Below are 14,698 nucleotides of genomic sequence, written 5' to 3'. Positions count from 1 at the left end.
CGGGACCAGGCGGAGCCCCAGAGCCACCTGGCGGAGCCGGGCCGCACACCCAGCCCGAGCGGCGCTTGAGCGGGCCCCGGCGGAGCCAAGCCGCGCAGCCAACGCTCCGCCCGGACACACGGGGCTCCACCCCGAACCCTCCCCCAGACTCCGTCCGGGGGGACCCCCACTCCTCAAACGCCGGAGGGGCTGGAAGTGCCCCCGGAACCGGCCCGCGGGGGCGGGGGGGGCGGTGGGGGTGTCGGGTCGCTGGTGGGGCGGGGGCGGGGGAGCATCGGAGCGTGTGGGTTCGGATCATCGGCCTCGCGGCACTGCTCACCGCAACGACCGGCTGCGCCGACGTCGGCGGCCTCCGCAGCGAGGGCGACCTCGGCGAGGCCAACGCCCCGCTGACCCTCTGGAAGGACGTCCGCCCCTCTCCCCCCGCCCCCGGCCAGAAGCCCGGCACCGCCGCCCCCGTCCCCGGCCTGCCCGAGGTCACGGGCGGCGGCATGCGCGGGGTCGACGCGCTCGCCGTCGTACGCGCCGACATCACCTCCGCCGCCCGCCAGGACGGCGGCACCGGCCGCCTCGTCGACCCCCGGGCCGTCCAGCGGCTCGCGCGCTGTACACAGGCTGTGGACGGCGGTCCCGACTGCCCCGTCCGGCCGCCCGTCCTGCACGACCTCACCGACGACGGCGCGGAGGACCTGATCACCGCCGTCGACATCGACGGCCGGCTCAGCGAGCTCCGCGTCTACACCGTCCGGGACGGGACCGTCACCCGGATCCTCTCCCGCCGCGCCGTCCTGGAGGGCGTGGAGGTGGCCGCCGCCCACCTCGCGCTCCGCGAGCCCACCTCCAACCCCGCCCTCGTCTCCATCTCCGAGTACGTGTGGGACCCGGCCGCCGGCGCCATGCGCCTGGCGGCGCTCACCGTAGACGAGTGCCCCTCCGTCAAGGAGGCCGCCTCGCCCTGCCCGCAGAGCGAGACATGAGGGGGCCGGGCCGGATGCCCCGGGCGACGAGCAGCCTGCGCTGGAAGATCGCGGCCACCACCACCGCCGTGTGCTGCGCGGTCGCCGCCGTACTGGGCGTCCTCGTGCACAACGTGGTCTCCCAGCAGGTCGCCGGCGAGGTCCGCAAGGACGTCCTGCGCGAGCTGGAACACGCCCTGCTCCACTACGAGTACGGCACCGCCCACGGCGACGTGAACAGTTCCGTCGACCCGCCGGAGCTCCCCGTGCCGCTGCAGCGGCTGGTGGCGCGCGGCCAGACCGGCAGCATGGTCGGCGAGTACCGGGACCGGCCCGTGATGTGGGCCGCCGGGCCCGCCGACGGCAAGGCCCTGGCGGTCTGGCTCCCGTACGAGAGCACCCGCGACCGGCTCCGGGACGTGGACACCGCCATCCTCGCCTCCTCCGCGCTCGCCGCCGGACTGGTGGCGCTGGCCGGGCTGTTCCTCGCCGACCGGATCAGCCGCCGGCTGGCCACCACCGCCGCCGTGGCCCGCCGGATCAGCGCCGGCGACCTGGACGCCCGGGTCGGGTTCCCCTCGACGGCGGCCGGCGACGACGGGCGCCACCGCGACGAGGTCCGCGACGTCGCCCTCGCCCTGGACTCGATGGCCCGGTCCCTCCAGGACCGGCTGGAGGCGGAGAAACGCTTCACCGCCGACGTCGCGCACGAACTGCGCACCCCGCTGACCGGATCGCTCGCCGCGGCCTCCCTGCTGCCGGAGGGCCGCCCCAAGGAGATGATCAACGACCGGCTGCGCGCCATGCACCTGCTGACCGAGGACCTGCTGGAGATCTCCCGGCTCGACTCCGGCGTGGAACGCGCCGACCTGGCCCGGACGGAACTCGGCGCGGCAGTGCGGCGGATCGTCGCGGCGAGCGGGCACACCGCCGAGGTGCGCGTGGTCCGCGACGCGACGGTGCTCACCGACCGGCGGCGGCTGGAGCGCATCCTGGCCAACCTGCTGGCCAACGCCCACAAGCACGGCCGCCCGCCGGTGGAGATCGAGGTGCACGGGCCGGTGGTCGTGGTCCGCGACCACGGACCCGGCTATCCGGCCGAACTCATCGAGCGCGGCCCGCAGCGGTTCCGCACCGGCGACCCCGGACGCGGCCGCGGCCACGGCCTGGGCCTGACCATCGTGGCCGGTCAGGCCGGGGTACTGGGCCTCGGCCTGACCTTCGCCAACGCCCCGGACGGGGGCGCGGTCACCACCCTCACCCTGCCGCCCGTCCCGGGGAACTGACCGGCTCAGACGCCGATGTTGCGGCCGTCCTTGCGCCAGACGCTCACGACCGACGGGCGGACCATCTTGCCCGGGCCGTCGGGCCACGCCGAGGCGGGGTTCTCGACGGTGGCGCCGTCGATCTCACCCGGGTGCTGGACGGCGACCAGGACGCGCTTGTCCTGGATGATCGGGCCGCAGGTCTCCGCCCCCTTGGGGACGGTCAGGAACTGCTTCAGCTCACCGCGGCGCTCACCGGTGGTGGCCACGCCGAACAGGCCGTCGTGCGAGCCGAGCTGCGCGCCGTCGGTGGAGATCCACAGGTTGCCGTGCGGGTCGAAGGCCACGTTGTCCGGGCAGGAGATCGGGCTGACCTTGTCCTTCGGGAACCCGGCGAAGTAGGTGGCCGGGTCGTTCGGGTCGCCGGCGACGAGGAAGAGGCGCCAGGCGAACGCGTCGCCGGCCGGGTCGTCGAAGCTCTCGGCGAGCTCCAGGATCTGGCCGTGCTTGTTGAGGTTGCGCGGGTTCGCCTCGTCCGCCCCGGGCTGACCGGCCTTGCCCCGGTTGGAGTTGTTGGTCAGCGCGACGTACACGCGGCCGGTGCGCGGGGAGGGCTCGACGTCCTCGGGGCGGTCCATCTTGGTGGCGCCCACCTTGTCGGCGGCCTGCCGGGTGAAGACGTACACCTCCTCGGCGGTCATGCCCTCGACGTGCGAGACGTTGCCGGTGGCCAGCGGGATCCACGTGCCGGTGCCGTCGAACTGGCCGTCCGAGGGGTACTTGCCGGAGCCGTCGATCTGGTCGGCCGGGGAGTCACCGGTCAGCTTGGCGACGTAGAGGGTGCCCTCGTCGAGGAGCGTGAGGTTGTGCTCCTTGGCGGCGCGGCTGTCGCCCTTCTTCATCCGCTTGCTGGAGACGAACTTGTAGAAGTAGTCGAAGCGCTCGTCGTCGCCCATGTAGATGACGGGGCGGCCGTCCTCGGTGAGGCGGGGCTGGGCGGCCTCGTGCTTGAAGCGGCCGAGGGCGGTGTGCTTGCGCGGCACCGAGTGCGGGTCGTACGGGTCGAGCTCGACGACGTAGCCGAAGCGGTTGGCCTCGTTGGGCTCCTGGGCCACGTCGAAGCGCTTGTCGAACCGCTCCCACTTGCGCTCGGAGGCGGCGCCGGTGATGCCGTAGCGCTTGAGGCGGGCGGCCTGGACGGGCTCGGTGACGGCGCCGCCGTTGGCGAAGTACTGGTTGAAGTTCTCCTCGCCGTGGAGGGTGGTGCCCCACGGGGTGGTGCCGCCCGCGCAGTTGTTGAGGGTGCCGAGGACCTTGGTGCCGGTCGGGTCGGCGGAGGTCTTGAGCAGGTCGCTGCCGGCGGCGGGGCCGGTGAGGCGGAACTCGCTGGTCGCGGTGAGGCGGCGGTTGAGCTGGTGGCGGGAGACGGCGGTCAGCTTGCCGCTGCGGTGGTCCTCCTGGACCACGACCACGGACAGGCCGTGCGCGGCCCACGCGATCTCGACCTGCTCACGGGTGGGGTTGGCGGCGTCGTAGCCCTTGAACATCAGGACTTCGTCCGTGTACTCGTGGTTGGCGACCATGAGCTGCTGGCGCTCGTACGAGCCGCCGAGCGGGAGCAGGCTGAGGAAGTCGTTGTTGTAGCCGAACTGGCCGGCCTGGGCGGCGGCGGTCTGCTTGTCGGGGTTGAAGCCCGGGGCGCCCTTGATGATCGGGTCGCCCCACTTGATCACGACGTTCTGGGCGTAGCCCTCGGGGATCGTGACCTGGTCGGCGGTGTTGGGGGCGACGGCGGTGAACCGGAGGCCGCGGGCGGCCTGGCCCTCGGCGCCGGCGGTACCGGCGGCGGCCTCGGCGGCGTTGGCGGTGGAGCCGGTCTGGCTCACGGCGACGGAGGTGCCGACGGCACCGGCGACGGTGACCACGGCGGCGGTGCGCAGCATCGAACGGCGGGAGTAGGCCTTGGCTATGACGTCGCCGGCGTACTCGTTGTCGCTGGTGTTGGGCACCTCGTGGAAGCAGGCGTCACCACAGCGGTAGCGGCAGGTCAGGGCCGACCGGCCACCCGCGTGGTTGTTCGTGAGAAGGGGCAGCAGCTTGCGCACGACGACGTCCTCCGGATAGGTACACGGCGACGCCCCCTGCGCCGACAGCGTGTCGGAATGAATCCAGCCGCGACGGTAGGAGGGGGTTGCGCCACTGCGGCGGCGGGCGGATGAACGCACGATGAACCGAACCCGGCGCGTCGGGGCGGCAGTTCACCCGGGCGGCCGTTGTGGCAGGGTGGCGGCCACCCCGAAGGGGCGCCCCTCCCTCGGTTCGTGCCGCGTGGCCGATAACCTTACGTGTCCACTGTGGGCAGGGATTATCCGCGCAGCACGGACAAATGACGCACGCACTCATGCGAAAGGCCTGGCCCATGGGTATTCGGAGCTTGTTGCGCAAGGTGTTCGGCCGGACGTCCGAGCCGGTCTCGGAGACCACCGATCCCACTGCCAACCCCCAGCCGGCCCTCCCTTCCCAGGCGGCCGAGCGCACACCCCTGGACGTGGCGGCGGAACTCGTGGCCGCCTCCTTCGACAACCCGACCGTTCCGCCCCAGTCCGCGCCGCGGGACCGGGGTACGGTCCTGACCGCGCAGGGCCCGGGCCCGCAGCCGGACCCGACGGTCCCGGAGGCCCGCCGCGGCGCCCAGCCGGAGCCGGCGCCGACCGCCGCCGAAACCCCGGCCGAAACCCCGGCCGAGCCCGGGACCGCCCCGGAGCCCGAAGCCACCGCCGAGCCGGCGGCCGTGGTCACCACCGAGGCCGAGGCCCCGGCCGCCGCGGCCCAGGCCGACGCGGAGCCGGCGGCTGTCGCCGACGCCGTGGTCGAGCCCGAGGCCCCGGCCGAGGCCGAAGCCCCGGCCGAAGCCGCGACCGCCCCGACGCCGGCCGCCGAGCCGGAGGCGGAGGCGCAGGCGGAGGCGCAGGCGGAGGCGCAGGCGGAGGCAGAGGCAGAGGCAGAGGCCACCGTCACGGAAGCCGCACCCGTCGCCGCGCCGGAGCCTGAGAGCGCACCCGCCGCCGAGGCCGAGGCCCTGCCCGCCGGGGCCCAGGCCGAGGCGGAGCCGGCTGCCGCCGGGGCCCAGGCCGAGGCGGACGCCCCGGTCGAGCCGGAAGCCGTGGCCGAGGCGGAGCCGGAGGCCGAGCCGGCGCCGGAGGCCGAGACCACCGCCGAGGCGGAGCCTCTTCCCGCCGCGGCCCGGGCCGACGTCGAGCCGGAGGCTGCCGCCGAGGCGCCGGCGGAGGCCGACCCGCAGCCCCTGACCGAGCCGGTCGCCGACCAGGAGGCGGAGCCGGTCGCGGCGGCTGCCGGGCCCGCCGTCACCGCGGCCGTGGTGAAGCGCCGGGCGCCCGGCGTCGCGGCCGCGTACAAGGCGGCCGGCCAGGTGCTCCGGTCCAAGGGCCGCAGCGGGGACCGGGCGACCGTGTACCTGGTCCTCGACCGGTCGGGCTCGATGCGCCCGTACTACAAGGACGGCAGCGTCCAGTACCTCGCCGAGCACGCCCTCGCCCTCGCCGCGCACCTGGACGAGGACGCGACCGTGCACACCGTGTTCTTCTCCACCGACGTGGACGGCACCGCCGACCTCACGCTCGACAACAGCGAGGGCTGGGTGGAGACCACGCACGCCGGCCTCGGCCACATGGGCCGGACCAGCTACCACCGCGCGGTCGAGGAAGTGCTGGAGCACTACCAGAAGCAGGGTTCGAAGGGCCCGGCCCTCGTCGTGTTCCAGACCGACGGCGCGCCCGACAACCGGGTGCCCGCCCGCCAGGCCCTCGCCGACGCGGCCGCCTTCGACATCCACTGGCAGTTCGTGGCGTTCGGCGACCACGACGCGAAGGCGTTCGACTTCCTGCGCAAGCTGGACGCCGAGAACGCCGGCTTCTTCCACGCCGGCCCCGCCCCCACCGGGCTTACCTCGGCCGCGCTCCTGAAGGGCATCCTCGGCTAGGTCCTGCCGTGCGCGGTCGCCGGACACGCGGAAGGGCCCGGGATCCGTGGATCCCGGGCCCTTCACCCACGCGGGTCACCTGCCCGCGGAACGCCTCGGTCGCGTCAGCGCGCCGCGTCCGGGTGGACCGCCTCGGTGACCGGCTTGGCGTCGGTCGCCTTCGCCTCCGCGGCCTTCACCTCGACCGGCTTGCGCAGTGCGATGTTCAGCTCGCGCAGGCGGGCCTCCTCCAGCACCGTGGGCGCGCCCATCATCAGGTCCTGGGCGTTGCCGTTCAGCGGGAAGGCGATGGTCTCGCGGATGTTCGGCTCGTCGGCGAGCAGCATCACGATGCGGTCCACGCCCGGGGCGATGCCGCCGTGCGGCGGGGCGCCCAGGCGGAAGGCGCGCAGCATGCCCGCGAACTCCCGCTCGACGGTCTCCGCCTCGTAGCCGGCGATCTCGAAGGCCTTCAGCATGACCTCGGGCTCGTGGTTGCGGATGGCGCCGGAGGACAGCTCGATGCCGTTGCAGACGATGTCGTACTGCCAGGCGAGGATGTCCAGCGGGTCCTTCTCCTCCAGGTCCTTCATGCCGCCCTGCGGCATGGAGAACGGGTTGTGGGAGAAGTCGATCCGGCCGGTCTCCTCGTCGCGCTCGTACATCGGGAAGTCGACGATCCAGCAGAAGCGGAAGACGTTCTCCTCGAAGTGGCCGGCGCGCTTGGCGGCCTCGACCCGGACCGGGCCCATGATCTTGGAGACCTCGTCGAACTCGCCGGCGCCGAAGAACACGGCGTGCCCGGCGGCGAGGCCGAGGCGCTCGGTGAGGACCTTGACGTTCTCCTCGGTGAGGAACTTGGCGATCGGGCCGGTCAGCGAGCCGTCCTCGCCGACGCGGACCCAGGCCAGGCCCTTGGCGCCGAGGGACACGGCGTAGTCGCCGAGGCCGTCGAAGAACTTGCGCGGCTGGGCGGCGGTGTCCGGCACGGGCAGGGCACGGACGTGCTTGCCGGCGAAGGCCTTGAACTCGGAGTTCTCGAAGACGTCGGTGATGTCGACGAGTTCCAGCTTGGCGCGCAGGTCGGGCTTGTCGTTGCCGTACTTCAGCATCGACTCGCGGAACGGGATCCGCGGGAACGGGGACGTGACCTCGCGGCCGCCGCCGAACTCGGTGAAGAGCTCGGTCATCAGCTTCTCGATCGGCTGGAAGACGTCCTCCTGCTCGACGAAGGACATCTCCACGTCGAGCTGGTAGAACTCGCCCGGCGAGCGGTCGGCGCGGGCGTCCTCGTCGCGGAAGCAGGGCGCGATCTGGAAGTAGCGGTCGAAGCCGGAGATCATCAGCAGCTGCTTGAACTGCTGCGGGGCCTGCGGCAGGGCGTAGAACTTGCCCGGGTTCAGGCGGGAGGGGACCACGAAGTCGCGCGCGCCCTCGGGGGAGGTCGCGGTGAGGATCGGGGTGGCCATCTCGTTGAAGCCGAGGGCGGTCATCTTCTGGCGCATCGCGGCGATCACGGCGGAACGCAGCATGATGTTGCGGTGCATGCGCTCGCGGCGCAGGTCGAGGAAGCGGTACTCCAGGCGGCGCTCCTCGTTGACGCCGTCGTCGGTGTTGATCGTGAACGGCAGCGGGGCGGCCGCGCCGAGCACCTCGACCTCGGCGGCCTCGATCTCGATCTCGCCGGTCGGCAGGTCGGGGTTGACGTTCTCGGCGCCGCGGGAGACGACCTTGCCGTCGACGCGGACGACCGTCTCCTTGGAGAGCTTGTCCAGGGCCTCGGCGGCCGGGGTGCCGGGACGGGCGACGAGCTGCGTGATGCCGTAGTGGTCGCGCAGATCGATGAAGAGGATGCCGCCCAGGTCTCGACGATTGTGCAGCCAGCCGCTCAGCCGGACGTCGGCGCCGACGTCAGAGGCACGGAGCTCGCCGCAGGTGTGGGACCTGTACCGATGCATCATTCATCCAGTTCTTCGCGATAGCAGGTGGGATACAACCCCACCAAGGTTACCGTCCGGGTCGCGAGCGGGCCGCCGACGGCCGGTGCGGGCGGCGGACGGGCCGCCCGGTGCGACGACCTGTAAAGATGACGGAATGCGCACCGAGGATGTCCTGGCAGCCGTCGCGACGGGTATGTGGCGCTGGGACAACGCGTCCGGGACGGTCACCCTCGACCACGAGGCCGCCCGGCTGCTCGGCCTGCCCGCGGAGCGGGTGGACCTGCCCGAGGCCGCCGTCCGCTCCCGGTTCCACCCGGTGGACTGGAACGAGATCAACGGCGTCGTGAACCTGGCGGTCGCCGAGGGGACGCTCGCCGAGGCGCTGCTGCGGGTGATGGACGAGGACGGGCGCGTGCTGCGGACGGTGCGCAGCCGCTCCAAGCCGCTGGAGAACGTCGCGGCGGACGGCCGGCTGGACTACCAGCTGATCGGCACCCTCCAGGAGGTCGCCGCCCCGCAGCCCGGCACGACCGCCGCGCACCCGGCCGTCACGGGTGACTGGCGGCGCTCCCGGGAGGCCTTCCTGCTGGACGCGGGCCGGGCGCTGGCGGAGGCACGGTCCACCGCGGAGGTGCTGCGGGTCGCCGCCTCGCTGTCGATGCCCGGTTTCACCCCGGACGGGCTGGCGGTCTTCGGTGTGGAGGGCGACCGGCTGTCGGTCATCGGGCACCACGGACACAACACGGGTGACGAGGGCCCGTTCACCGAGATGCTGCTGGGCACCGACTATCCGGCCGCCGAGGTGGTCCGCACCGGGCGGGCGGTCTACCTGCCGTCGCCGGAGGAGTACCGGCGCCGCTACCCGGCCGCCTGGCGGCTGGCGCAGCGGTTCGGCCGCCTCTCGTGGGCGTTCGTGCCGCTGGTCGTCGCCGGGCGGACCATGGGCGCCTGGATGGCCGCCTTCAAGCACCCGGTGTCGTTCTCGCCGGACGAGCGGTCCGTGCTGACGACGGTGGCGCGGATGCTGGCGCAGGCCCTCCAGCGGGCCGGCGTGGCCGAGTCCGAGCGGGAGCTGAGCACGGGCCTGCAGCGGTCGATGATGCCGACGCTGGGCCCGGAGATCCCCGGCATGACGGTGGCGGCCCGCTACGTGCCGACCGGCGGCGGGCTCCAGGTCGGCGGCGACTGGTACGACATGATCCCGCTGCCCGGCGGCCGGTTCGCCCTGGTCATCGGCGACGTCCAGGGTCACGACGTACGGGCGGCCGGGCTGATGGGCCAGCTGCGGATCGCCGTGCGCGCGTACGCCTCCGAGGGGCACCGACCGGACGCGGTGCTCTCGCGGGCCTCCCGCTTCCTGTCCGGGCTGACCGACTCCTACGAGGAGGACGACGTGGTCAGCCCGCGCTTCGCGACCTGCCTGTACGTGGAGTGCGACCCGCGGACCGGCACGCTGGAGGTGGCCCGGGCCGGTCACCCGGACCCGGCGGTCCGGATGGCCGACGGCACGGTGATGATGCGGCCCACGGCCGGCGGGCTGCCGCTGGGCATCGTCGCGGACACCGACTACCCCACCACCCGGTTCACGCTGGAGCCGGGCGAGACGATGATGCTCTGCACGGACGGGCTGATCGAGACGGGCGGGCACGACCTGGACACCGGGTGGGCCCGGCTGCGGGCGATCCTGGAGAGCGAGCCGCACGACGAGGTCGACCTGGAGAAGCTGGCCGACCTGCTGGTCTCCGCGGTGCACGGCCCGTCCTCGCACCACACCACCGGCCCGCTGGCCGACCGCCGCGAGGACGACATAGCGGTGGTGCTGCTCTGCCGCGAGGGGCCCGGCTGCGGCTGCGGCACCACCCTGGCCGGGGCGGTCCGGCCGGCCCGGCGGATCGTGCTGACCGTGGCCCAGGCGGAACCGGAGCGGATCGCCTCGGCCCGTCACCAGGTGGCGGGGCTGCTGCACGACTGGGCGGACGCGGACCAGGTGGACTCGGCCGTGCTGATGGTCTCCGAGATGGTCACCAACGTGCTGGTGCACACGGACGGGGACGCGCTGCTCGTGGCGGAGGCGGCCGGCGAACTCGGCTCGCGCCGGCTGCGGGTGGAGGTCGCCGACGGCAGCGACGAACTCCCGCACAAGCGGCATCCGGGCGAGATGGCCTCCAGCGGACGCGGGGTGCTGCTGATGGAGATGCTCGCGGACCGCTGGGGCGTGGACCCCCGCGGCGACGGGAAATCGATCTGGTTCGAACTCGACGAACGTACGGGCCCTACCCTGACGGGGTGATCAGCTCTCTGCTTCCCGAACCCGTCCGGCGGTTGGCCGCCTGGTGCGTCGTCTTCCTGCTCGTCACCGGTGTGGCGGCGGTACTGATCTGGCTGTGCGTCGTCTTCAAGGCGGTCGTCACGCCCGTGCTGCTGGCACTGCTGGGCACCGCCCTGCTCGGGCCGATGCACCGGCGGCTGATCCGGATGCGGGTGAACCGTTCCCTCGCCGCGGCCCTCACCTGCCTGGCCGTCGTCGCCGTGGTCGGCGGGGCGACGTACGTGGTGGGTGCCGCGCTGGTGCAGACGGGCGACGAGATCACCGACTCGCTGCGCAAGGCGGGACGGGACCTCGCCGAGCACTTCGGGGCGGCCGGCACCTCCCTGGAGGACCTCGCGAGGAACTCCAGGGAGCTGCTGTCGAAGTTCGGTGGTACGGCCGCCTCCGGCGTGATCACAGGGCTCAGCGTCGTCGGCCAGATGCTGGCGACGGCACTGCTGGCGATGCTGCTGGTCTTCTTCTTCCTGCGGGATTCCGACCGGGTCGTGGACGGCCTGCGCGCGCTGGTGCCGCGGCGCTCCGGCGACATGATCGAGGCGATGGGGAGGCGTGCGTACGACGCCGTCGAGGGCTTCATGCGCGGCACCACCTTCGTGGCGCTGATCGACGCCGTGCTCATCACCGTGGGCCTGCTGGTCCTGAAGGTGCCGGGGGCGGTGGGCCTGGGCGCCCTGGTCTTCGTCACCGCCTACATCCCGTACCTGGGTGCCGTCCTCTCCGGTGCCGTGGCGGTGCTGGTGGCCTTCGCCGACCGGGGCTGGATCACCGGCCTGTGGGTGCTCGGCGTGGTGCTGGCCGTGCAGGTCATCGAGGGCAACGTGCTGCAGCCGGTGATCCAGAGCCGGACGGTGCAGATGCACCCGGCGGTGGTGATGCTCGCGATCACCGCGGGCGCCGGTCTCGCCGGGATCCTCGGCATGCTGCTCGCGGTGCCGCTGACGGCCGCGGCGTTCGGCGTGATCTCCGAACTGCGCACCCGGTACGCCGAACCCGAACCCGAGACCGACCCCGTGTGAGCCGGCCGGAGGACCGGTCAGGAATGGAGAAGCCCCCCGGAGGGGGCCGGGGTTAGCGTGACGTCCATGGACATCACCATTCACACCAGCGTCCTCCCGCACGTCGACCCGGACGCCTCCGTGGCCTTCTACCGCGACGTCCTCGGCTTCGAGGTCCGCAGCGACGTCGGCCAGGGCAAGATGCGCTGGATCACGGTCGGCCCGGCCGGCCAGCCCGACACCTCCATCCTGCTGGCGCCGCCGGCCGTGGACCCCGGCATCACCGAGGACGAGCGCCGCACCATCGCCGAGATGATGGCCAAGGGCACGTACGGCTGGATCCTGCTGGCCACCCGGGACCTCGACGCCACCTTCGAGAAGGTGCAGGCCGGCGACACCGAGGTGGTCCAGGAGCCCACCGAGCAGCCGTACGGGGTCCGCGACTGCGCCTTCCGCGACCCCGCGGGCAACCTGGTCCGCATCCAGGAACTGCGCTGACGCCGGCGCGGACGACGAGAAGGGGGAGCGCATGTGCCGTCCGGGGTGGGGACGGGCCCGTACCGAGGCCCGGCTCCTGGACGACCTCGCCCGGCTGCGCCGGGTCCGCGACCGGATCGACCGCGAGTACGCACGGCCGCTGGACGTGGTGACACTGGCCCGCGACGCGGGCATGGCGGCCGGGCAGTTGGGCCGGGACTTCCGGCGGGCGTACGGAAGCTCGCCGTACGGCTACGTGAGGGAACGCAGGGCCGAGCGCGCGGCGGAACTGCTGCGCAGGGGCGGCCGGTCGACGAGAGGGGAACGGCGATGAGCGGCACGGACGGCACGAAGTACGACGGGTTCACCGAGGAGGAGCGGGCCGCGATGAAGGAGCGCGCCCAGGAGCTGAAGGCGCCCGCGCGCCGCGGCTCGCGCGCGCCCAAGGCTGACCCGGAGACCGAGGTGCTCGCGAAGATCGCCGAGATGCCGGAGGCGGACCGCGTCCTCGCCGAGCGGATCCACGCCATCGTCGGTGAACACGCCCCGGGGCTGACGCCGAAGCTCTGGTACGGGATGCCGGCCTACGCCAGGAACGGCAAGGTCGTGTGCTTCTTCCAGAGCGCGGCGAAGTTCAAGTCCCGTTACGCCACGCTCGGTTTCAACGACCCGGCGGACCTGGACGAAGGCGAGATGTGGCCGACGGCCTTCGCGGTGACGGGACTCGGGCCCGCCGTGGAACGGCGGATCGCCGAGCTCGTGGAGAAGGCCGCGGGCTGAACCGGCCGGGACCGCCCGCGACGGCCCGGGACGGCCCGGGACCGGCGAAGGCCGCCTCGTTGCCGACGTCGCGGGGCCTTCGTCCGAATGCCGCCGGCTCCGGCACCGGCACCGCGCCCGGGCGCCTGGCGTCGAAGCCGTCGGGGGCCTCGGCGGATCGGGGCGTGACCGTTCGTCACGGACAACCCTGACGGGCCGTCGGGTCCCGCCTACAGCCCGCCCTCGGACATCCCGTGCACGGCCGGGATCGTGCCCAGCCGGCCCTTCTGGAAGTCGTCGAACGCCTGCTGGAGTTCCTCGCGGGTGTTCATGACGAACGGACCGTAGTGAGCCATGGGCTCGCGGATGGGCCGGCCACCGAGCAGCACGACCTCCAGGTCCGGCGTGTGGGAGTCCTGCTTCTCGTCCGCACGGACGGTGAGCGAGGAGCCCTCGCCGAAGACGGCGGTCTGGCCGAGACGGATCGGACGGCGCTCGGCGCCCACGGACCCGCGGCCCGCGAGCACGTACGCCAGGCCGTTGAAGTCCTCGCGCCACGGCAGGGTGACCTCCGCGCCCGGGGCCAGTGTCGCGTGGATCATCGTGATCGGCGTGTGCGTGATGCCGGGGCCCTGGTGGCCGTCCAGCTCGCCGGCGATGACCCGGAGCAGCGCGCCGCCGTCGGGGGAGGTCAGCAGCTGGACGCTGCCGCCGCGGATGTCCTGGTAGCGCGGGGCCATCATCTTGTCCTTGGCCGGCAGGTTCACCCACAGCTGGACGCCGTGGAAGAGCCCGCCCGACACCACCAGGTGCTCCGGCGGGGCCTCGATGTGGAGGAGGCCCGAGCCGGCGGTCATCCACTGGGTGTCGCCGTTGGTGATGGTGCCGCCACCGCCGTTGGAGTCCTGGTGGTCGAAGATCCCGTCGATGATGTACGTGACGGTCTCGAAGCCGCGGTGCGGGTGCCACGGGGTCCCCTTCGGCTCCCCGGGCTGGTACTCCACCTCGCCCATCTGGTCCATCATGATGAACGGGTCCAGGTACCGGTAGTTGATCCCCGCGAACGCGCGACGCACCGGGAAGCCTTCGCCCTCGAACCCGGTGGGCGCCTCGACGACGGCCAGGACCTTGCGGTCCGCGCCCGTCCGGGGCGTTTCGACGCGGGGGAGCGTCAGCGGGTTCTCCACAGTCACTGCAGGCATGGTCGGAACCTCCTTCTGCGTCGAGTTTAGTTGAAACTCGAACTTTCTGCCACACCCACGGAACAGCGGAGGTCTCCCGGCCATTCCCGGCCGCGGACGACCGCCCGAGATCCACCCTCCTCCCGCCCGATTCGCCGCTCCCGCCTGCCAACCACGGCCCGGTCCCGCGCGTCCTAGCCGTCGTGATGGAGATCTTCGACCCCGCCGACCCCGTGTCCGGACCCGACCAGACCGCCGAGCCCGAGCTCCGGTCCGGCCCGCTCTGGCGGCACGCCCTGTGGGCGGTCGCCGTGACCGCCGCCGGCATGGGCCTGGGCTGGCTGGCCGCGCTGTACCGCCTGGGGCCGGACGAGTACGGCATCCCCAGCGCGGCCGAGGGCTCTCCCTGGGCCCTGCTCGCCGTCTGCGCCGCCGCCGGCCTCACCGCCGCCGCACTGCTGCGCGGCACGGCGGCCCGGATTCCCCTCTACGCCCCGACCCGGGTCTGCGGGGCCCTGGTGTTCGCCGCCACCCGGCTGGCACTGGGCTTCCGGCCGGAGCCGGCCCTCCTGGCCGCGGGCGCGGCCGCCGTCGTCGCGGCGGCCGCCGCCTGGTGCGCGTTCGGCGTGGTGACGCACCGCCGCGACGCCACGTCCGCCTAGGGGTGTGCGGCCGGGGCGCGGCCCGGGCGTGGCCTGGGGACGGCCCGCGCCCGTACCCCCGTACCGGGCGCGGCGGCCGCCGCTCCCATGCTGCGGTGGGCGGCCCGCGGGGCGCGATGCTTTCGGTCCTCGCCGAACCGTCCCGGGCGGGGTAC

12 protein-coding genes are annotated in these 14,698 nt (G+C 73.3%); 9 read left to right on the top strand and 3 right to left on the bottom strand.

The window, feature by feature from the left end; genetic code table 11:
- Positions 1-281: 281 nt before the first annotated feature.
- A complete protein-coding gene (locus tag ACFY61_RS29310; RefSeq protein ID WP_389476871.1) occupies positions 282-977 on the top strand; it encodes a hypothetical protein in 696 nt (231 codons plus the stop codon).
- A gap of 14 nt (positions 978-991) precedes the next feature.
- Positions 992-2,242 (top strand): ATP-binding protein, encoded by a 1,251-nt coding sequence (locus tag ACFY61_RS29305; protein ID WP_389476869.1) that lies wholly within the window; start codon positions 992-994, stop codon positions 2,240-2,242.
- Between the two features lie 5 nt (positions 2,243-2,247).
- On the opposite strand, the gene ACFY61_RS29300 is transcribed toward ACFY61_RS29305, so the two are convergent.
- Positions 2,248-4,326, bottom strand: coding sequence for a PhoX family protein (locus ACFY61_RS29300; RefSeq protein WP_389476867.1), 2,079 nt, complete (start codon positions 4,324-4,326; stop codon positions 2,248-2,250).
- A 314-nt stretch (positions 4,327-4,640) separates the two neighbouring features.
- Here ACFY61_RS29300 and ACFY61_RS29295 point away from each other — a divergent pair, with 314 nt between their 5' ends.
- Positions 4,641-6,221 carry a VWA domain-containing protein gene (locus tag ACFY61_RS29295; RefSeq protein ID WP_389476865.1) on the top strand — a complete coding sequence of 527 codons (1,581 nt, stop codon included), beginning with the start codon at positions 4,641-4,643 and terminating at the stop codon, positions 6,219-6,221.
- Positions 6,222-6,325: 104 nt separating this feature from the next.
- Here ACFY61_RS29295 and aspS read toward each other — a convergent pair whose 3' ends face one another.
- Complete coding sequence (gene aspS, locus ACFY61_RS29290) at positions 6,326-8,158, bottom strand: aspartate--tRNA ligase (protein WP_389477037.1); 1,833 nt, start codon at positions 8,156-8,158, stop codon at positions 6,326-6,328.
- A 136-nt stretch (positions 8,159-8,294) separates the two neighbouring features.
- Between aspS and ACFY61_RS29285 the strand changes: the two genes are divergently transcribed.
- From ACFY61_RS29285 to ACFY61_RS29265, 5 genes are all read left to right on the top strand, one after another.
- Positions 8,295-10,430, top strand: a complete 2,136-nt coding sequence (locus ACFY61_RS29285; RefSeq protein WP_389476863.1) for a SpoIIE family protein phosphatase — start codon at positions 8,295-8,297, stop codon at positions 10,428-10,430.
- On the top strand, positions 10,430-11,485 hold the full coding sequence (locus ACFY61_RS29280) for an AI-2E family transporter (RefSeq protein ID WP_389477035.1): 1,056 nt from the start codon (positions 10,430-10,432) through the stop codon (positions 11,483-11,485). The genes ACFY61_RS29285 and ACFY61_RS29280 overlap by 1 nt, the downstream gene beginning before the upstream one ends.
- A 66-nt stretch (positions 11,486-11,551) precedes the next feature.
- Complete coding sequence (locus tag ACFY61_RS29275; protein ID WP_389476861.1) at positions 11,552-11,962, top strand: VOC family protein; 411 nt, start codon at positions 11,552-11,554, stop codon at positions 11,960-11,962.
- 31 nt (positions 11,963-11,993) lie between these two features.
- Positions 11,994-12,275 carry a helix-turn-helix domain-containing protein gene (locus ACFY61_RS29270; protein WP_389476859.1) on the top strand — a complete coding sequence of 94 codons (282 nt, stop codon included), beginning with the start codon at positions 11,994-11,996 and terminating at the stop codon, positions 12,273-12,275.
- On the top strand, positions 12,272-12,721 hold the full coding sequence (locus ACFY61_RS29265; RefSeq protein WP_389476857.1) for an iron chaperone: 450 nt from the start codon (positions 12,272-12,274) through the stop codon (positions 12,719-12,721). The genes ACFY61_RS29270 and ACFY61_RS29265 overlap by 4 nt, the downstream gene beginning before the upstream one ends.
- 209 nt (positions 12,722-12,930) lie before the next feature.
- Here ACFY61_RS29265 and ACFY61_RS29260 read toward each other — a convergent pair whose 3' ends face one another.
- Positions 12,931-13,902 carry a pirin family protein gene (locus ACFY61_RS29260; protein WP_389476855.1) on the bottom strand — a complete coding sequence of 324 codons (972 nt, stop codon included), beginning with the start codon at positions 13,900-13,902 and terminating at the stop codon, positions 12,931-12,933.
- 185 nt (positions 13,903-14,087) lie between these two features.
- On the opposite strand from ACFY61_RS29260, the gene ACFY61_RS29255 reads away from it, so the two are divergent.
- Entirely contained in the window at positions 14,088-14,543 is a 456-nt protein-coding gene (locus ACFY61_RS29255; protein WP_389477033.1) for a hypothetical protein, read from the top strand.
- Positions 14,544-14,698 lie beyond the last annotated feature (155 nt).

It is taken from the genome of Streptomyces sp. NPDC012888, assembly GCF_042900645.1.
Classification (GTDB): Bacteria; Actinomycetota; Actinomycetes; order Streptomycetales; family Streptomycetaceae; genus Streptomyces.
The sequence above is the reverse complement of the archived record's forward strand: the minus strand, read 5'-3'. Positions and strand labels throughout refer to the sequence as shown.